The organism is Microbacterium sp. ARD31 (assembly GCF_031844425.1).
Window position 1 is genome coordinate 1 of the sequence record NZ_JAUZVE010000089.1, and the last position, 18,248, is coordinate 18,248.

Below are 18,248 nucleotides of genomic sequence, written 5' to 3' on the forward strand. Positions count from 1 at the left end.
CGTGGTTCGCGTGGAGGCTTGAACACGTACGAGCAATTGCACGAACGGTCCGAGGCCGAGCAAGCCCATTCCGCCGCCTGTCGCACACCGGACGATGCGGGACGCTGCGCACCCTCGTGGACCCGTTCGCCTGCTTCAGGCATTCGCCAATCCCATCTGAGATCCCTCAATAGGATCGCGCCGTGCGTCATCATCGAACGTTGCTGGCCGTCGCTTCCATCCTTGCCCTCTCAGGATGCGCCGAGACGGAGCCAGAGTCGGTCGTCGATCAAGAGGATCGAGCCATCGCCAACTGCCAGAAGGCCTGGCAGGAGCGCTACCCGGAAGGACAAGTCCGAGGAGTGACGATCACCGGGGACGGTGGCTACACATACTTAGTCGAAGCGCGGCTGAAGCGAGCCAGTGGGGGCGCCACCGTCCAGTGCATCGCCCGCTCAGAGAACGACTGGGCGCCCACCGGTCGCAACGACCTCTATCTCACCCCCGACTACTGAGCTCGACTTGAAGTCAGGCTCTCTGCCCGCGGTCTCAGGGCCCGATCTCCCGGAACGAGCATCCGGAGCAGTAGGACAAGCGCGTCCTTCCGCCGCCTGCCGGGGACGGTCGGGATCGGCTCGAGCGTCGTCTTCAGCAGTCGTTGGTCACGGCCAGACGCGTGCAAGCGCCGTAGGACGTCGAAGGTTTCCAGGTTGGCGATAGTCGGCGACGACAGTCGTCCGCTCATCTGAGTTTGCACAAACGTCCGTGCGCGCGGCGGTCGTTCGTGTAGGAGTTAGGAATGACCACTTGTCCCCAATGCGCTGGGCCGGTACCGACGAACATCGACCAGTCTCCTGCGCACGTCGAGTACTGCGTTCATTGCGACGCCGAGCTCTACCGCTCGGATCGAACCGGCCCGTTGGCCTGAGAGAAGGTCGTCGCGACGAGGGAGGCGGGAGACCGCGCTCGCAAGGAGCGTCCTTTCGCCGCCTGCAGCCACAAGCGATCGTCGGGGGCTACGGGTGGCGCCGCGCAATCCGCGCTTGATGCCCAGAAGTCACCAGGCGTAACGAGCCTTACGTCCGAGGTGAGGTTCTCCGTCCTCCGGCGGTATCACCGTGTAGCCGGCGTCCCGAAGCTCTGCGGCGGCCAAGGGCGCCATCGCTCTGACGGCTGCGCGGGTCTGGATAGCGCGCCACTCCGCCCGCCTCTCGTTTACGGCATCCTGCCAACCGTCGAGGCTGTCGAACCCGCATTCTGCAACGACGAATTGAACGACATCCTCGAGGTCAGGACGGAATCGAGCGCCTCCCGTGGGCAGGTGGAGCGCGGACATATCGTGCGAGCGCCCATGCCCGGTGCGGGTGAGCAGATGACTGAGGGTGCCCCGTTCCGCATGCACCTGGATGTGCGAGTGCGGGGCTGTGCGAGCGTCATAGTTGTACTCGAACCTGAAGAGAGGCGACCGGTCGCGCGTAGACACGATCCACAACTTCGAGGTGTCGACCGCGAGATACCTACGGGTGCTGTCGGACCGACATGAGTAGCTGATCCGCAGCCACGCGAGCGGCGTGCCGTTCACGTGAAGAGGGACGCCGCCCTGCTCACTGGTTTGGCCTTCGGGCCTGATCCTGACCTTTCCGCCAACCACGCTGACACGCATCGTTGGCGAATTCGGAAGGCATTGCGTGAGGAGTTGCCCAATCTTGTCGCTGAAGCTCCGAGCTTGATCCTCTAGAGAGGAGTCGGCGTCACTCACCGAGGAGGTACCCGAGTTCCTCAACCTCGGCCCACGCCGACCACTCTTCGCCTACCAGTTCGCCGGAGGCGGCACGCTCGGCAAGCTCTTCCGCAGAGAGTCCGATGGCCGCCAGGATCGCGTCCCGCTGCTGCTGGACCTCTTCCCGAGTCGGGTGATCGATGGTGGTCATGGGTCACACCGTAGTCCGACCCACCGACAGACCCCTGGCAGCGCGGCCGAAGTGAAGCAAGGTTCCAACGGGCCTCGGTGCGACTGGATCCTGAGTTGCGTCAATCCGCCGCGTTCGGGCTACGTCTAGGAGGACTGTCTTGAGCGGGCGATCCGGCTCGGCTCGCCCGCCAAAGTGATCGCGTCGCGGAGCCCAGACAGGCGCACGGGATCCCCGGCGACCTTGGCAAGCGTGGTGAGGCCCATGGATGCTCCGGCCCGCGCCGCGACCGCCTCCTGGCCGGCGACGTAGAACCGCCACTGCGACACCTCCAACGGGTCGTACTCATCGTGCGTGGTGGCGGTATGCAGGCAGAACACGTACGCGTCCGCGTTGAATGCCTGCTCGGTCGACCAAACGGCGGTGTCAGGGTCCCATCCGTAGGCGGCTGCGACCCGAAAGGTCGGGCGGCTCAGATTCTTCTGTGCCCAGGCCTGCAAGTAGCCGGAGGACTTGACCTCGATCCGGGTTCCGTCCGGCGCCGTGACATCCCAGGGATCCCACTCGACGCGCGGGGCGGTCGCGCCAACCGCGCGAGCAACCAAAAACTCCGCGAGGTAGCCGCGAACGTTGTTGGTGCGGAGGTCGGCCATGGCAAACCTCCAGAAGTCGGCGACCGATGCATCGAGGCCGTCGAACGGCTCTGTGCCTGTGAGGACTGCACCAGGAGGCGGGTTGAAGGTCATGGGCTGATCAGACCAGATGCCGGTGCGCTGGAGGTCACGATTGCCGACCGGCGGTGGATGTGGGCGAGGCAGCACGGATCTCGGCGGAGACGTGGATAACGTCCGGAGGTGGCCAGCTCTCGACGATCCAGCGCTCGTCGACGGAGCGCGCCCCCACGCCGGAGGGGCACGAAGCAGCCGAGGCCGTTGCCCGCTGCCGGTCCGGGCGAGCGGTTGTGGGTGCTCGACGTGCCGTACGGCACCCAGGTCGAGGGTGCGACCTGGCACCCCGCCATCAAGACCCACCTCCACGTCGGGCGGGAACTTCCCGCCCACCTGAAGCCGTACGCCCCGGGGCCGCACACCCTCGGCCGGTTCATCGAGAACACCCTCAATCCTGACGCCCCGACGCCCAACCCCGAGCCGACGGACGCGCTCGAGCCCCGGAAGATCCAGTTCGAGGCAGCCGATGCGATCGCGGCGCGCGCCGAGGCGGGCGGCCGGCTCTTCCTGCTCGCCGACGAGCCGGGCGTGGGCAAGACGATCTCTGCGGTCCTCGGAGCGACCGCCGTGGGCGACCTCCGAGGTGCGCGACGGGTGCTGGTCGTCGCCGACCGGCCCGCCGCGATCACCATCGGCCACTGGTGCCGCACGATCACCGCGCTGGGCGACGGTGGCCTGGAGTGGGTCGTGATCACGTGGGACCGGCTGGAGAAGGTCAAGGACCACACCTGGGACGTGATCATCGCGGACGAGGCGCACGCCCTGCGTCGTACGACGACGAAGCGGTGGAAGCTGTGGGCGCGGATCTCCGGGCACGGGAAGCCGCACGACACGGCGCCCTTCGTCATCGCGACCACTGCGACGCCCGGGCACACGCCGCTCGAGCTGCCGTACCTCGCGCCGGCCTATGCGCAGGTGCTCGGCGAGTCGATGAAGGAATGGACGAACGCCACGAAGCCCGGCGACGTCTTCGCTGACGCGCTCGAGCGCCACGGCGTCGGGGTGGAGCGGGGACGGTACGGAGCGACCTGGACCACCGACCCGGCCCGGCGGGCGGCGGACCTCAAGCTCGTGCGCGGCTGGCTCGACGAGGAGCGGCCGCCGGCGATGCTGCACCGCGCGGCGCCGTGGGGGCCGGTGCCGATCTCGGGCATGCCGGTGGCGCTGTCGCCGGCGGAGCGGACGGCGTACGAAGCCGAGTGGGGTGAGTTCTGTCGCGAGATGGACATCGCCCGGCGCGGCCGCAACGTCGCGAAGGGCCGGGCGGCGCTCCTGCGCTTCCGGCAGAAGGCCGGGCTCATCCGCGTCGACTCGACGGTCGCCTGGATCGCACAACAGGTCGAGGCCGAGCGGCAGGTGGCGTGCTCGGTCGAGTTCGTCGGCACCGCCGCGGACCCGATCGCCGACCGGCTGCGCGACTCCGGCATTGAGGTTGCCACGATCTACGGCCGCGACCGGTTCGACCCGGAGGCCGAACGGCTCCGGTTCCAGACCGGGGAGGCCAAGGTGTGCGTCTTCACCACGGTCGCCTCGATCAGCCTGCACGCCGGCGAGACCCTCGCCGAGGGCCGCACCGCGAGCACGGAGCCGCGGGTCGGCGTCTTCCACCAGGCCCGCTTCTCCGGCATCGCCGGACGGCAGGTCACCGGCCGTACGCACCGCGACCACCAGGTCTCGCCGTGGCACATCGCCTATGCCGAGGGCACCGTCGAGGAGCGGGTGGGCAAGGTGATGGTCGAGCGGATCGCTGCCGCCTCGGACACGGTCGGCAGCGACACCACCGGGCTTGCGGAGCTCGCCCAGCTCCTCGGTGCCGACTGGCTGCCCGCCTCGAGCCTGACCGAGGACGGCGACTGACCGTCGGCCCTCGGTTTGAGTGCGGGGCCGAAGTTCGTCATGGTGGAGGGGACACATTCGCCATACGGGAGGAGAGCCCATGCTTGCTCTCACCGAGAACGTGACCGAGATCGTCAACAAGCTCAGCGAGGAAGTGCCGGAGATGTCCGGCGTCCGGATCGCGGCCGAGCCCGACGGGCAGTCGCTGTCCGTCAGCCCCGCCGACCACGCCCTCGACGGTGACCAGACCATCGAGCAGGGCGGTGCCACCGTCTGGGTCGAGGCCAACGCGGCCCAGGCCCTCGACGGGATGGTGCTGGACGGCGGCGTGGACGAGGACGGCAACATCCAGTTCGCGCTGGGCCAGCAGGCCTGACCGCTTGCTCCGAGGAGCCCCGGACCCGCACGGGTCCGGGGCTCCTGCCGTTCCCGGGATGGCTAGGTTGAGTGGCATGCCGACCTGGGAACCGGCGCCGGGCGTCGTGGAGCTGCCGTCCGGCCGACGGGTGCGCGGTCGCGGACTTCGCTCCGGCATTCCGCACGGACCGGAGCCCGATCTCGGGATCTACCTCCTCGGCGCCCCACCCGAGCCGGTGCCGTGGGAGTCCCGATGGGTCCGCTGGCCCGACTTCCGGCTGCCCGCCGACCGCGACGAGGCGTACGCCGTCCTGCGGGAGGCGTGGGAGCGCTCGGCCGACGAGCGCGTCGAGCTGGCCTGCGACGGCGGCCGCGGTCGCACCGGTACGGCGATCGCGTGCGTCGCGGTCCTCGACGGCGTACCGGCCAAGGATGCGGTCGCGTGGGTGCGCGAGCACTACCACCCGCGCGCGGTCGAGACGCCGTGGCAGCGGCGGTGGGTGGGGCGGTTCGGGGCGACCTGATTGGGTTTCGAGACGGGCGCTGCGCGCCCTCCTCAACCAACGGATGACGGGCGCCCTCCACAGGCTGACGTGCCACGGGTTTGGCGGGGCGGGTTCGGTGGCATCCTTCCTCCGTGCCGGGCAGCCGGCCGTCGACAGGGGGAGATCGCATGGGGGTGGGGATCGGCCCGGAGCCGTTGTACGCCGAGATGACCTCGGGCAGCTCGGGCACCATCCGCTCGGTCGCGGCCGACACGACCGAGGCGATGGCGAAGGTGCGCGAGAGCATCGAGCTCATCCGCTACGCCCAGGACCGGCCGTCGTGGGACAGCGACGCCGGCCGCCGGTCGTACAACATGCGTGCCTGGGCGACGCGGGCGTCGTCGGAGATCTGCTTCAACCGCCTCAACCGGGTCACCCTGGCGCTCGAGGTGGCCGCCGACGGCTACGACCACATGGAGAAGCAGGCCGGCGAGGTCATCGGGTGGTTCCGCCGCGAGAAGCCCAAGGTCGTCGACGCGCTCGGGATGTTCCTGCTGATGTTCACCGCGGTCAACAACCTCGGGCAGGTCCGCGGCTTCTACGCCGACGACCTAGCGAAGGCGCGCGACTTCCTCGCCACCGACCCCTACAGCACCGACGAGTCCGACTGGGCAGAGCTCGGGCTGGTCAAGTCGATGCTGCGCGACCTCGAGCACGGCACCATGCCCGGCCCGATCATCCCCGAGACCTTCGGCACGGGGCAGGACGACCGGGGCTGGACGCCGCAGGGCCTGGGCCTGACGCCGGACGGCAACCTGATCCAGACCGGCTACGAGAAGGCCGTCGACCCCGAGACCGGCGAGACCGTCTACCTCGCCAACCTCACGATCATCGACCCCGACACCGGCCAGGTCCTCAACACCGTCGAGCTCGGCGGCGGCTCCGGCCTGCCGCCCAACCACGCCGGCGGGGTGGTCGTGCACGACGGCACGGTGTGGGTCGCCTCGAGCGACACCGACAACCCGACGATGGTTCCGTACTCCCTCTCCCAGTTCACCGGCGCGACGCCGACGGACACGGTCCAGCCCAGCGGTCCGCCAATGCCGGTCGGAGCCGGCGCCGCGGCCACCGTCAGCGGCGACACGATGTACGTCGGCAGCTTCGAGGAGGACGGCCCCGGCGAGATGTACACCTACACGTGGGACCCCGAGACGACGAGCTGGGGCGACAAGCAGGGACCCGTCGCGATCCCGCCGCAGACCCAGGGCATCGCGGTGCGCGGCAACGAGATCGTCTTCAGCACCTCGTTCGGGCGCGACCGGACCAGCCAGCTGCAGAGCTACAACCTCCACGACATCGCCGGTGGCGGGACCCTGCCCGACCCGCTGCGCACCGTCGACCTCCCCAACATGTCGGAGGGCGTGGTGATGCTCCCCGACGGCCTCGTCACGACGCACGAGTCCGGGGCCTCGCCCTACGTCTCGCCCGACGGCAAGGACCCCGACGACCTGTGGGCGGGCACCTTCATGACGCTCACGCCGTACGACGAGCTCGGGCTCGCCGGCCAGGTCGACGTGGTGCCGGCGACGCTGCAGGCCGCCAGCGCGTGGTTCGCCGACGCCGAGCGCGGGCTCGACCGCGCGCAGCAGCGGGTGTCGCGGCTCAACCTGCCGCCATCGAGCCTCGGTGTCGCGCCGGGCGCGGGGGCACTGGTGTCGACCGTCGACTCGTACGTCGACACGACCGCCACCTGGATCGAGGAGTCGCGGCTCTCCTCCGACACGACGGCGTCGGGACTGATCGCGGCCGCCAACGACTACGAGGACGCCGACTCGCGCAGCGACGGGCTCTTCGGCTTCCTGCAACGATTCGTCTCGTGATGCCTCGGATCCCGCTGCTCGCTGCCGCCCTCGTCGGGGCGCTCGTCCTGACGACCGCCTGCGGGGACGACGACGAGCCGACTGCGAGCGCCGAGCGCTGGCCCTCGTCGTCGACCCCCGTCGACAGCGCTGGCCTGGTCTGGGCGAGCGGCAGCACGGTCCACCTCGGCGCCGGGGCGAGCATCGACCTCGAGGACCTCGCCGGGTCGTACGTCGTCGCGGGGCCGGGAGTGTGGTTCGCGTCCGCGGAGCCCGGTGAGCTGGAGGGCAACCGGCTGCCGCAGCTCAGGGTGGCGACCGGCGACGGCATCGAGGACCTCGACGCGCACCCCGCCATCGGGAGCCTGACCACGTCGGCGGACGGCCGCTGGCTGGCGTTCATCGACCGGCTCGAGGAGGGCGCCGGTGCGGCCGAGGCGGTCGTGGTCGACGTGACCACCGGCGAGGTGGTCGTCCGCAGCGACGAGGGCCTGGTCCCGTCCGGCTCGGACGACGTCGACTGGACGGACCTCTACGAGGACGCGCCCGTCGGCATGCTCGGGGTGGTGGACCAGACGGCGTACGTCGCGGGGCTCGACGAGCTCATCACCTACGACCTGTCGACCGGCGACTCGACCACCGACCCGCTCGACTGGGACGCGATCCGCCAGACCGAGTGGTACCAGGCCCTGCACCGGACGCCGCCCCTGTGGAACTCCGACCGCTCGTGGCAGATCCCGGCGCAGGAATTCGGCGCGACACCGGTGCTGGAGTCGGCCGACGGCGAACGGGTCACCACCTCGGTCCCCGACGCGACCGGCCCGCTCGGCTCGCCGGACGTGTCCGGCCCGCCCCTGGAGGAGTGGAGGCTCGGCGGGTGGATCGACGACCTCACGGCGGTCGCGATCACCCCGTCGAGGGACGGCTCGGACGTCGACTGGACCTCGCCGGTCCTCCTCACCTGCACCGTCCCCAGCGGCGAGTGCTCGGTCGTCGAGGGCACCGAGGAGGGCGTCAACCTGCCGGCCGACCGGCCCTTCGGGTTGCCTCGGGATCGCAGCATCGACCCCGACGCGTGACGCCACACCATCCCGCGCACGACCTGGGATAGCGTCGTCGCGTGTCCGAACCGCAGCCGAGCGGGCGCTTCGAGGTGCGGCTGGTCCAGGCCGACGACGTCGACGCCCTGCACGCCCTGGTCGTGGCGAACCGTGAGCACCTGACTCCGTGGGAGCCGCTCCGTGACGAGTCGTTCTACACCCTCGACCACCAGGCGAGCGTCGTCCGTGGCCAGCTCGAGCGCCACGCGCGCGGTCAGGAGCACCCGTTCGTGATGGCGCTCGACGGCCACCTGGTCGGCCGGATCACCCTGTCCAACGTCGTCCGGGGGCCTTTCCAGAGCGCCAACCTCGGCTACTGGGTCGACGCGGGTCACCAGGGCCAGGGGCTCGCGACCCGGGCACTGGGCCGCGTCGTCGAGGTGGCACGCGACGAGGTCGGCCTGCACCGCATCGAGGCCGGCACGTTGCTGCACAACGTCAGCTCGCAGGTCGTGCTGCGCCGGTGCGGGTTCGAGCAGTACGGCATGGCGCCGGCGTACCTCAAGCTCGCCGGTCGCTGGCAGGACCACGCGCTCTTCCAGCGCCTCCTCCACGACTGAGCATCGGCACGGAGGGGCGCCAGCGGTGCTGGACGGTGTGGTTTCGAGGCTCGCTTCGCTCGCACCTCAACCAGCGGTCGGGCGGGGGCGGTCGGCCTGGTAGAGCCAGGACTCGGCTCCGTCGCGGGCGAGAGCCCGGCCGACGAGGATGACCGCTGCCTGCTTCAAGCCGGCGGCCTCGACCTGGTCGGCGATGTCGGCCAGCGTGCCCCTGAGGACGAGCTCGTCGGGCTGGGACGCGCGGTGGACCACCACGGCGGGGCAGTCGGCGCCGTACTCGTCGACCAGTGAATCGGCGAGCGACCTGGTCCTCGTGATCGCGAGGTGCAGCACCAGCGTGGCGCGGGTGGCGGCGAAGGCGGCGAGCGACTCGGTCTGCGGCATCGCTGTGGAGCGGGCCTGCGTCCGCGTCAGCACCACCGACTGCGCGACGAGCGGGACGGTGAGCTCGCGGCCGACGGCGGCGGCAGCGGCGGCGTACGCCGGGACGCCCGGGCACACGTCCCACGCGACCCCGGCGGCGTCGAGGCGGGCGGTCTGCTCGGCGAGGGCGGAGTAGAGGGACGGGTCGCCGGAGGTGAGGCGGACGACCTCCTGGCCCTCCTGGGCAGCGTCCACCATGACCGCGGTGATCTGGTCGAGGTCGAGGCGCTGGGTGTCGACGCGGCGCGCGTCGGGGCAGTGGGCGAGGACCTCGGCGTCGAGGTAGGTCCCCGGGTAGAGCACGACGTCGGCGGCCGCGAGCAGCGACGCCGCGCGGAGCGTGATGAGGTCGGCTGCGCCCGGGCCGGCGCCGACGAAGTGGACCGTCACTCCACGAACCTCGGCGTCCACACCTGGCCGGTGGCCGTCACGCGCGTCGAGGAGGCGCCCACGATCAGCAGGCACAACATGTCGACCGTGTCGGCCTCGAGCTCGGCGAGGGTGGTCACGGTCAGCGACTCCTCGGCGCGGCCGACGTCGCGGCCGACCACGACGACCGTGTCGGGGCTGCGGTGCTCGAGGAACAGCTTCTGGAGGTCGGCGACCTGGGTGGTGCGGCTGCGGGAGGCGGGGTTGTAGACCGCAAGCACGAGGTCGGCCTCGGCGATGGCGTGCAGCCGCTTCTCGATCACCGGCCACGGCTTGAGCCGGTCGCTCAGCGACATGACCGCGAAGTCCGCGCCGATGGGGGCGCCCGCCTTGGCACCGACGGCCTGGACGGCGCTGACGCCGGGGAGCACCTCGATCGGTACGTCGGGGTGGTCGGCCGCCGCCTCGAACACCGCGCTCGCCATCCCGAACACCCCCGCGTCGCCGCCGGACACGACGGCCACCTTCTCGCCCGTGCTTGCGAGCTCCAGAGCGAGGCGGGCGCGGTCGACCTCGACGGTGTTGCCGGACGCGTGGCGGGTGAGGCCCTCGCGCTGCGGGACGCGGGCGACGTACGGCGCGTAGCCGACGACGTGGTCGACGTCGGCCAGGGCTTCCGTCGCCTCCGGGGTGAGCCAGCGGTCGGGGCCGGGGCCGAGGCCGATGACCTTCAGGGGGTGTGGTTTCGAGGCTCGCTGCGCTCGCACCTCAACCGCCGGGGAAGGGTGTGGTTTCGAGGCTCGCTCCGCTCGCACCTCAACCGGCGAATGACTCCTCCGGCCGTGGGGGTCGGCGGCGAGGCTGTCGCCGGGGACGACGATGAGGGAGAAGTACGGCACCGTGGCGGGGTCGACATCGACCACCGGCATCCAGCGCTCGGCCGGCATCGAGGCGCGCTCGACGTACAGCGCGTGCTCGAGGCGGCCGGCCTGGCGCAGCGCCTCGACGACGCCGGGGAAGGTGCGGCCGAGCTTCATGATGATCGCGCCGTCGGTGTCGGCGAGGCGGCGGGCGAGCTCGGGGACCGGCAGGGTGCCGGGGAGCACGGTGAGCACGTCGGTCTGGCGCACGAGCGGTGTGGCGAGGACGGCGGTGGCGGCGGCGAAGGCGGGCACGCCGGGGACGACCTCGGTCGGGAAGCGGTCGGACAGCCGGTCGTGGAGGTACATGAACGAGCCGTAGAACAGCGGGTCGCCCTCGGCCAGGACGACGACCGTGCGGCCGGCCGACAGGTGGGCCCCGAGGCGGGCGGAACAGGACTCGTAGAACTCCGCCATCGCGCCGGCGTACCCGCCCGGGTGCGCGGTGGTGCCGGTGGTGACGGGGTAGCGGAGCTCCTCCTCGATGGCGGTCGCCGGGATCAGGTCGGCGGCGATGGTGCGGGCGTTGGAGGTCTTGCCGACGCCGGCGTGGAAGGCGATCACGTCGGCCGACCCGATCAGCCGGGCGGCCTTGCGGGTGATCAGCTCGGGGTCGCCGGGGCCGAGCCCGACGCCGTACAGCCGGCCGGTCACTCCTTCTCCTGGGCGAGCGCGTTGAGGGCGGAGGCGGTCATCGCCGAGCCGCCGCGCCGGCCGCGGACGGTGAGGTAGGGGATGTCGAGGTCGACCTCCTCCAAGGCTTGCTTGGACTCGGCGGCGCCGATGAAGCCGACCGGGCAGCCGACGATGGCGGCCGGGCGCGGAGCGCCGTCGAGCAGCATCTCGAGGAGGTGGAAGAGCGCGGTGGGGGCGTTGCCGATCGCGACGACCGCGCCCTCGAGCCGGTCCTCGAGGAGGGAGAGCGCGGCGGCCGAGCGGGTGGTGCCCATCAGCATCGCGAGGTCGGGCGTGCGCGGGTCGTGCAGCGCGCAGAGGACCTCGTTGTCCCGTGGGAGCCGCTTGCGGGTGACACCGGAGGCGACCATGTAAGCGTCGGTGATGATCGGCGCGCCAGCCTCGAGCGCCCCGCGCGCCGCGCTCACCAGGCGCGGGTGGATGACGAGGTCGTCGGTGAGGTCGGTCTGCCCGGTGCCGTGGACCATGCGTACGGCGACGCGCTCGGCGTCGGCCGGCAGGTGGTCGAAGCGGGCCTCGCGGCGGATCGTCGCGAACGACTCGTCGTAGATCGCGGCCCCGTCGGCGACGTAGTCGAAGCGACGGGTGGGTCGGGACAGCAGGCTCATACGGCTCCTCGGGGTTCGCGCCCCTGGTCGGCTGGAAACGCCGCGCGGGCAGTGTCTGGCTCGATCCCTCGGTCGTGCTGAGAGGTCTGACAGTGGCGGAACCGCCCCGGACTCGCACCGGGTTCCTGCGTCGCGTGACGGGGGCAGCCTAGGGCAGGTCGCGCGGCTAGGGTCGTCGCGTGTCCGGATCCCACTTCGAGGAGATCGCGACCGAGTACGCCGTCGCGCGGCCGCCGTACCCCGACGTCGTCTTCGACACGCTCGAGCAGGCGGGCGCCATCGGGCCCGGCCGCCGGGTGCTGGACGTGGGTGCCGGTGCAGGCTTGGCCACCGGTCCGATCGTCGAGCGCGGCAGCGAAGTGGTGGCCCTCGAGCCCGGCCCTGGGCTGGCCGCGATCCTCGGCGAGGCCGTGCCTGCCGCCGAGGTCGTCGTGTCCAGCCTGGAGGAGGCCCATCTCGCCCCGGCGGACTTCGACGCCGTGGTCTCGGCGACGGCGATGCACTGGGTCGACCTGGCCGTCGGGCTGCCGAAGCTGCACCGCACGCTGCGGCCGGGTGGGCAGCTCGCCGTCTGGCGGACGGTCTTCGGCGACGACACCGTCCGGACCGACTTCCGTGATCGCGTGGCGGCGATCGTCGCGGAGCGGGGTCAGGCCGACGACGACGGTCCCCGCGAGGCGCGGCCGACCGTGGCCGAGCTGACGGCTGGCGGGTGGTTCGAGCACCTGCGCAGCGAGCACTGGGGGTGGTCCATCGACCTGGACGCCGACGCGGTCGGGCGGCTGTTCCGGACCTTCAGCGACTGGACGGCCTCGGAGGTCGCGCAGGCCGAGCGCGCGGCACTCGACCTCGGTGGGCGAGTCACCGAGCACTACCAGACCGTGCTCCACCTGCTGCGGCGCGTCGACCGCTGAGCGCCGACGGGTGACCGCAGGTTTCGAGGCTCGCTTCGCTCGCACCTCAACCACCGAGGTCGGGCTCTTGTTGTGCCGGGGGGTGGCGGCAGATCGCGCGTGGGCTGGCCTTGAAGGTGCGATGTGCCGCCACCCTGGGCGGCGGTCTGGCGGTGAAGTGCGTCGTCCTCGGTTCGGCCCGCGACGACCGCTCAGCCGCGCTATCTTCTGGCCGCGACCTGAGGGGGACGGATGGACGATCGGCTGAAGCGGACGGTGGCGTTGCTGCTCACGGGCGGCGCGGTGCTCGTCGTCATCGGGTTGGGGATCGTGTTCCGGGACGATCCGGAGCCGATCGGCTACCGCGTCGACGGGTTGAACAACGGGCTGCCGCTGCCGGAGATGGATCCTCCGAAGGAGGGTCTGCCGCTCGACCTGATCGCCGGCAGTGTGGTGGCGCTGGGTGGCGTGATGCTGGCGTTGACCGGTGCTGTCGCGACGGGTGTGTGGCTCGGAAGCGGGCGCCGGGACGACCACCCGGGCTGAGAGGTTGGCGGGGGCGGGCCGGATCGGTGCACCAGCGCGGGCAGTTCGCCGGTGTGTCGCGGCCGCCGAGCGTGGGCGACGCGGATCCTTCCGCGAACTGCCTGCGTGGTGTCGCCGTCAGTGGGTGATGAGCGACTTCCACGGCGTGACGACCAGCTGCTCCGGCAGGCCGTCGATGGCCGCGCGATCGAGCACGCCGCCGGGGATCTGGACGTGGGCGATGCCCTCCGCCACCTCGCCGTACGGCGGGGGCTCGCTCGCCGCAGACAGGCGCGGGTCGGCAGGCTGGGAGGCGGGTGGGACCGGAAGCTCGTCGACGTGCCAAGCGGCGTCGCGGACCTGCTGGAACGCGCGGGCGAGGCCGGTGAGGCGGGCCGCCGCCTCGGAGATCGGGACGACCGGGCCCCAGTGGGTCGAGCCGATGCGGAGCTGCACCTCGTCGGGTGACAGCGCGACCAGCCCGAGGTCGCAGGAGCGGTCGACGAGGTCGCCCCGGCCGTCGTCGAGGACGAGGAGGAATCGGCCGGGGAGCTTCGCGAGGGACGGCGTCGCGCAGACGCGCTCGTCGAGTTCGGCGGCCACCCCGCGGAGGTCGGCGCGGCCACCGTGCAGGCCGGTGAGGGGCGAGACGAGGACGTTGCGGACCAGCTCGTGGTCGGGGTGGGGGAGCAAGCCGGTCGCGCGGATCGCCTCGACCACCTCGGGCGGTACGGCGCCGTCGACCAGCGGCAGGGCGCGCAGCTGGAGGTTGGCCCGCTTGGTGAGGTGGACCTCGCCGTCTCCGTAGGCCTCGGCGACGTCGAGGAGCGCGGCGAGCGTCGTACGGCTCACGTGGCCGCCGGGGATGCGCAGGCGGACCAGCGCGCCGTCATCGGCGGGCCATGGGCGGAAGACGCCTGGGCACAAGTCGCCTCGGGTGCGGGTCACGGGGTGAGTGTGGCACTGGCCGAAGATCGTGGAAGGTTCGAGTCATCTGGTGGCTCGGATGTTCCACGATGTCGGAGGTTTCGAGGCTCGCTGCGCTCGCACCTCAACCACCGATGGAGGGGCGCTAGGCTCGCGGCACCACTCCGCGTGGAACCCAGGAACCCGGTGCGAGTCCGGGGCGGTTCCGCCACTGTGAGGGCCCAGCAATGGGCCTGAGCCAGACACTGGACCACGCGGGATCCGACAAACGAGGGGCGAGAACCCCCGGGAGGAAACCGTGCGCATCGCACTGCTGTCCACATCCGACACCGACCTGCTGAGCGCGCGGGCGTCCGGCGCCGACTACGTCCTCGCCAACCCGGCGCGTCCCGGCCACCAGCCGATGGCCGAGGTCATCGAGGGGTGCGACCTGGTGGTCGGGCGGCTGCTCGGCTCGCCGCAGGACCTCTGCTCCGGCTTCACTCGCGTTGCCGCGACGGGCATGCCCGTCGTCGTGCTGGGCGGGGAGCAGTCGCCGAGCGCCGAGCTGATGGAGCTGTCGTCGGTCCCGATCGGCGTCGCCGCCGAGGCACACCGCTACCTCGCCGAGGGTGGCCCGGAGAACCTCCGCCAGCTGCACGCCTTCCTCTCCGACACCGTGCTGCTCACCGGCGAGGGGTTCGAGCCGCCGGCGGTGCTGCCGCAGTGGGGGTTCGCCGAGCGACCGGAGGTTTCGAGGCTCGTCGCTGGCGCTCCTCGCGCCTCAACCACCGGGGGGTCGGGCGCTCCTCGCACCTCAACCGCCGGGGGGTCGGGCGCTCCTCGCACCTCAACCACCGAGAAGAGCAGGATCGGGGTGCTGTACTACCGCGCCCACGAGGCGAGCGGGAACACCGCCTTCGCCCACGCCCTCGCCGACGCGATCGACGCGACGGGGGAGGCGGTCGGCGTACCGGTCTTCGCCGGCTCCCTGCGCGCCGCTCCCGACGAGCTGTACGACGCGCTCGGCACGCTCGACGCGCTCGTCGTGACGGTCCTCGCGGCGGGCGGCAGCGTGCCGGCGGGCGCGAGCGCCGGCGGGGACGACGAGTCGTGGGACGTCGCGCGGATGTCGGCGCTCGACATCCCGATCATCCAGGGCCTCTGCCTGACGAGCAGCCGGGCCGAGTGGGAGGCGTCCGACGACGGCGTGAGCCCGATGGACTCCGCCACGCAGATCGCGATCCCCGAGTTCGACGGGCGGATCATCACTGCGCCGTTCTCCTTCAAGGAGGTCGACGCCGACGGGCTCCCGCACTACGTCGCCGACCCCGAGCGGTGCGCGCGGGTCGCGGGCATCGCGGTCCGCCACGCGCGCCTGCGCCGGATCCCGAACGCCGAGAAGCGGCTGGCCCTCGTGCTGTCGGCGTACCCCACCAAGCACGCGCGCATCGGCAACGCCGTGGGGCTCGACACCCCCGTCTCCGCGATCCGGCTGCTGCAGCGGCTGCGGGCGGAGGGGTACGACCTGGGTGCGGGCGAGGTCGTCGAGATCCTCGACCGCGACGCGACCGACACCGAGAAGGGCGACGCGCTGATCCACGCCCTGATCGCGGCCGGCGGGCAGGACGAGGAGTGGCTGACCCAGGCGCAGCTGACCGACGCGCACGTGCGGATCACGCCGGAGCAGTACGCCGAGTGGACCCGCGACCTGCCCGACGACCTGCGGGCCGAGATGGTCGAGGCGTGGGGCGCGGCGCCGGGCTCGCTGTTCGTCAACGACGCCGGCGAGCTCGTGCTGGCGACCGTGCGCGCGGGCAACGTCGTACTCCTCATCCAGCCGCCGCGGGGCTTCGGGGAGAACCCCATCGCGATCTACCACGACCCCGACCTCGCGCCGACCCACCACTACCTGGGCGCCTACCGGTGGCTCGAGCACGGGTTCAAGGCCGATGCGGTCGTCCACCTCGGCAAGCACGGCTCGCTGGAGTGGCTGCCCGGCAAGAACGCCGCGCTGTCGGCGAGCTGCGGCACCGATGCCGCGCTCGGCAACCTGCCGATGGTCTACCCGTTCCTCGTCAACGACCCGGGCGAGGGCGCGCAGGCCAAGCGGCGCGCGCACGCGACGATCGTCGACCACCTGGTGCCGCCGATGGCCCGCGCGGAGTCGTACGGCGACATCGCCCGCCTAGAGCAGCTCCTCGACGAGCACGCCAACATCGCCGCGATGGACCCGGCCAAGCTGCCGGCGATCCGCGGCGAGATCTGGCAGCTGATGCACGCTGCCGAGATGCACCGCGACCTCGGGCTCGACGAGCAGCCGGACGCGGAGGACTTCGACGACTTCATCATGCACGTCGACGGCTGGCTCTGCGAGATCAAGGACGCGCAGATCCGCGACGGGCTGCACGTCCTCGGCGAGGCGCCGTCGGGTGAGGCCCGGGTCAACCTCGTGCTCGCGATCCTCCGCGCCGCGCAGGTCTTCGGCGGGCAGGCGCAGGCGGTGCCGGGGCTGCGGACGGCGCTCGGCCTGGGTCTCGATACGACCCCTCGTCCCTCGGGGTCTACTCGACCACCTGAGGTGGAGACCACCGTCGAGGTCGACCGGATCGAGGGGATCGCTCGGGACCTCGTCGAGCAGATGGACAAGGCCGACTGGGACGTCGCGCGCGCCGAGGAGCTGCACGACGACCCGGAGGTGCAGCGGGTGCTGGAGTTCGCGGCCACCCAGGTCGTGCCCCGGCTCGCCCGCACCACCGACGAGCTCGACGCCGTCGTCCACGCCCTCGACGGCGGCTTCATCGCCGCGGGTCCGTCGGGGTCGCCGCTGCGCGGACTGGTCAACGTGCTGCCCACCGGCCGCAACTTCTACACCGTCGACCCCCGCGCGGTGCCCTCCCGCCTCGCGTGGCAGACCGGTCAGGCGATGGCCGAGTCGCTCGTCGCGAAGTACCTCGACGAGACCGGCTCGTGGCCGCAGTCGGTCGGGCTGTCGGTCTGGGGCACCAGCGCGATGCGCACGAGCGGCGACGACATCGCCGAGGTGCTGGCCCTGCTGGGCGTCCGGCCGGTGTGGGACGAGGGGTCGCGCCGGGTCAGCGACCTGCAGGTCGTCCCGCTCGACGAGCTCGGCCGGCCGCGCATCGACGTCACCGTGCGGATCTCCGGGTTCTTCCGCGACGCCTTCCCGCACGTGGTCGCCATGCTCGACGACGCCGTACGCCTGGTGGCCGGCCTCGACGAGCCGGACGAGCAGAACTTCGTCCGCGCCCACGCCCGCGCCGACCTCGCCGCGCACGGCGACGAGCGGCGCTCGACGACCCGGATCTTCGGCTCCAAGCCGGGGTCGTACGGCGCCGGGATCCTCCAGGTCGTCGAGTCGGGCAACTGGCGCAGCGACGACGACCTCGCCGAGGTCTACACGTCGTGGGGCGGCTTCGCCTACGGACGCGACCTCGACGGCGCGCCGGCCGCCGACGACATGCGCACGAACTACCGCCGGATCAAGGTCGCCGCGAAGAACGTCGACACCCGCGAGCACGACATCGCCGACAGCGACGACTACTTCCAGTACCACGGCGGCATGGTCGCCACCGTGCGCGCGCTGACCGGCAGCGACCCCAAGGCGTACGTCGGCGACTCGACCTCGCCGGACGCGGTGCGCACCCGGACGCTGCAGGAGGAGACGAACCGCGTCTTCCGCGCGCGCGTGGTCAACCCGCGGTGGATCGGTGCGATGCAGCGCCACGGCTACAAGGGCGCCTTCGAGCTCGCCGCCACCGTGGACTACCTCTTCGGCTTCGACGCGACGGCGGGCGTCGTGCACGACTGGATGTACGAGTCGCTGGCGAAGGAGTACGTCCTCGACGAGACCAACCAGCAGTTCCTCCGGACCTCCAACCCGTGGGCGCTGCGCGGCATCGTCGAGCGGCTGCACGAGGCCGCCGAGCGGGGGCTGTGGGAGTCGCCGGACGCCGACGTGATGGCCGCGCTCCAGCAGGTCTACCTCGACGTCGAGGGCGAGCTGGAGGACCGGTGAGCGCTGCGGGTCGCGGGTTTCGAGGCTCGTCGCTGGCGCTCCTCGCACCTCAACC

The 18,248-nt window shown here is 71.6% G+C and carries 16 protein-coding genes and 2 riboswitches; of the genes, 10 read left to right on the top strand and 6 right to left on the bottom strand.

All coding sequences use genetic code 11. The annotated features are described in order from the left end of the window. Nucleotides 1-182: 182 nt before the first annotated feature. Nucleotides 183-494 carry a hypothetical protein gene (locus Q9S36_RS49775; protein WP_311292135.1) on the top strand — a complete coding sequence of 104 codons (312 nt, stop codon included), beginning with the start codon at nucleotides 183-185 and terminating at the stop codon, nucleotides 492-494. A 1,236-nt stretch (nucleotides 495-1,730) separates the two neighbouring features. Here the strand turns inward: Q9S36_RS49775 and Q9S36_RS49780 are convergent. Both Q9S36_RS49780 and Q9S36_RS49785 read right to left on the bottom strand, forming a co-directional pair. Next, complete coding sequence (locus tag Q9S36_RS49780) at nucleotides 1,731-1,910, bottom strand: hypothetical protein (protein WP_311292136.1); 180 nt, start codon at nucleotides 1,908-1,910, stop codon at nucleotides 1,731-1,733. Between the two features lie 125 nt (nucleotides 1,911-2,035). Further along, nucleotides 2,036-2,635: a hypothetical protein gene (locus Q9S36_RS49785; RefSeq protein WP_311292137.1), complete on the bottom strand. Its 600-nt coding sequence runs from the start codon at nucleotides 2,633-2,635 to the stop codon at nucleotides 2,036-2,038. Between the two features lie 186 nt (nucleotides 2,636-2,821). On the opposite strand from Q9S36_RS49785, the gene Q9S36_RS49790 reads away from it, so the two are divergent. The 6 genes from Q9S36_RS49790 (at nucleotide 2,822) to Q9S36_RS49815 (ending at nucleotide 8,814) form a co-directional block, all read left to right on the top strand. Beyond that, nucleotides 2,822-4,474 carry a helicase gene (locus tag Q9S36_RS49790; protein ID WP_311292138.1) on the top strand — a complete coding sequence of 551 codons (1,653 nt, stop codon included), beginning with the start codon at nucleotides 2,822-2,824 and terminating at the stop codon, nucleotides 4,472-4,474. A 79-nt stretch (nucleotides 4,475-4,553) separates the two neighbouring features. Beyond that, complete coding sequence (locus Q9S36_RS49795) at nucleotides 4,554-4,829, top strand: Fe-S cluster assembly protein HesB (protein ID WP_311292139.1); 276 nt, start codon at nucleotides 4,554-4,556, stop codon at nucleotides 4,827-4,829. A 76-nt stretch (nucleotides 4,830-4,905) separates the two neighbouring features. Beyond that, entirely contained in the window at nucleotides 4,906-5,334 is a 429-nt protein-coding gene (locus Q9S36_RS49800) for a protein-tyrosine phosphatase family protein (RefSeq protein ID WP_311292140.1), read from the top strand. Between the two features lie 149 nt (nucleotides 5,335-5,483). Then, nucleotides 5,484-7,175: a hypothetical protein gene (locus Q9S36_RS49805; RefSeq protein WP_311292141.1), complete on the top strand. Its 1,692-nt coding sequence runs from the start codon at nucleotides 5,484-5,486 to the stop codon at nucleotides 7,173-7,175. Then, nucleotides 7,172-8,233: a hypothetical protein gene (locus tag Q9S36_RS49810; RefSeq protein WP_311292142.1), complete on the top strand. Its 1,062-nt coding sequence runs from the start codon at nucleotides 7,172-7,174 to the stop codon at nucleotides 8,231-8,233. The genes Q9S36_RS49805 and Q9S36_RS49810 overlap by 4 nt, the downstream gene beginning before the upstream one ends. Nucleotides 8,234-8,274: 41 nt before the next feature. Continuing rightward, nucleotides 8,275-8,814, top strand: a complete 540-nt coding sequence (locus Q9S36_RS49815; RefSeq protein ID WP_311292143.1) for a GNAT family N-acetyltransferase — start codon at nucleotides 8,275-8,277, stop codon at nucleotides 8,812-8,814. Nucleotides 8,815-8,880: 66 nt separating this feature from the next. On the opposite strand, the gene Q9S36_RS49820 is transcribed toward Q9S36_RS49815, so the two are convergent. From Q9S36_RS49820 to Q9S36_RS49830, 3 genes are read right to left on the bottom strand one after another with little or no spacing between them, the layout of a single operon-like run. Beyond that, on the bottom strand, nucleotides 8,881-9,627 hold the full coding sequence (locus Q9S36_RS49820; protein WP_311292144.1) for a cobalt-precorrin-4/precorrin-4 C(11)-methyltransferase: 747 nt from the start codon (nucleotides 9,625-9,627) through the stop codon (nucleotides 8,881-8,883). Beyond that, nucleotides 9,624-11,180 (bottom strand): precorrin-2 C(20)-methyltransferase, encoded by a 1,557-nt coding sequence (locus Q9S36_RS49825; protein WP_311292145.1) that lies wholly within the window; start codon nucleotides 11,178-11,180, stop codon nucleotides 9,624-9,626. Before Q9S36_RS49825 ends, Q9S36_RS49820 begins: the two co-directional genes overlap by 4 nt. Beyond that, nucleotides 11,177-11,830, bottom strand: coding sequence for a precorrin-8X methylmutase (locus tag Q9S36_RS49830; protein WP_311292146.1), 654 nt, complete (start codon nucleotides 11,828-11,830; stop codon nucleotides 11,177-11,179). The genes Q9S36_RS49825 and Q9S36_RS49830 overlap by 4 nt, the downstream gene beginning before the upstream one ends. A gap of 49 nt (nucleotides 11,831-11,879) precedes the next feature. Next, nucleotides 11,880-11,958: riboswitch (cobalamin riboswitch) on the bottom strand. A gap of 51 nt (nucleotides 11,959-12,009) precedes the next feature. Between Q9S36_RS49830 and Q9S36_RS49835 the strand changes: the two genes are divergently transcribed. Next, nucleotides 12,010-12,744 carry a class I SAM-dependent methyltransferase gene (locus Q9S36_RS49835; protein WP_311292147.1) on the top strand — a complete coding sequence of 245 codons (735 nt, stop codon included), beginning with the start codon at nucleotides 12,010-12,012 and terminating at the stop codon, nucleotides 12,742-12,744. A 231-nt stretch (nucleotides 12,745-12,975) separates the two neighbouring features. Beyond that, nucleotides 12,976-13,269 (top strand): hypothetical protein, encoded by a 294-nt coding sequence (locus Q9S36_RS49840; RefSeq protein ID WP_311292148.1) that lies wholly within the window; start codon nucleotides 12,976-12,978, stop codon nucleotides 13,267-13,269. A 117-nt stretch (nucleotides 13,270-13,386) separates the two neighbouring features. On the opposite strand, the gene Q9S36_RS49845 is transcribed toward Q9S36_RS49840, so the two are convergent. Then, on the bottom strand, nucleotides 13,387-14,196 hold the full coding sequence (locus Q9S36_RS49845) for a hypothetical protein (RefSeq protein WP_311292149.1): 810 nt from the start codon (nucleotides 14,194-14,196) through the stop codon (nucleotides 13,387-13,389). 116 nt (nucleotides 14,197-14,312) lie between these two features. Continuing rightward, nucleotides 14,313-14,445: riboswitch (cobalamin riboswitch) on the top strand. 28 nt (nucleotides 14,446-14,473) lie between these two features. Here Q9S36_RS49845 and cobN point away from each other — a divergent pair. After that, on the top strand, nucleotides 14,474-18,193 hold the full coding sequence (gene cobN, locus Q9S36_RS49850) for a cobaltochelatase subunit CobN (RefSeq protein WP_311292150.1): 3,720 nt from the start codon (nucleotides 14,474-14,476) through the stop codon (nucleotides 18,191-18,193). Nucleotides 18,194-18,248: the final 55 nt, after the last annotated feature.

Bases quoted from the DNA above. Each gene is read 5' to 3' on its own strand.
- Q9S36_RS49780 (WP_311292136.1), bottom strand. From the start codon at position 1,910: ATGACCACCATCGATCACCCGACTCGGGAAGAGGTCCAGCAGCAGCGG.
- Q9S36_RS49785 (WP_311292137.1), bottom strand. From the start codon at position 2,635: ATGACCTTCAACCCGCCTCCTGGTGCAGTCCTCACAGGCACAGAGCCG.
- Q9S36_RS49795 (WP_311292139.1), top strand. From the start codon at position 4,554: ATGCTTGCTCTCACCGAGAACGTGACCGAGATCGTCAACAAGCTCAGC.
- Q9S36_RS49800 (WP_311292140.1), top strand. From the start codon at position 4,906: ATGCCGACCTGGGAACCGGCGCCGGGCGTCGTGGAGCTGCCGTCCGGC.
- Q9S36_RS49805 (WP_311292141.1), top strand. From the start codon at position 5,484: ATGGGGGTGGGGATCGGCCCGGAGCCGTTGTACGCCGAGATGACCTCG.
- Q9S36_RS49830 (WP_311292146.1), bottom strand. From the start codon at position 11,830: ATGAGCCTGCTGTCCCGACCCACCCGTCGCTTCGACTACGTCGCCGAC.
- Q9S36_RS49840 (WP_311292148.1), top strand. From the start codon at position 12,976: ATGGACGATCGGCTGAAGCGGACGGTGGCGTTGCTGCTCACGGGCGGC.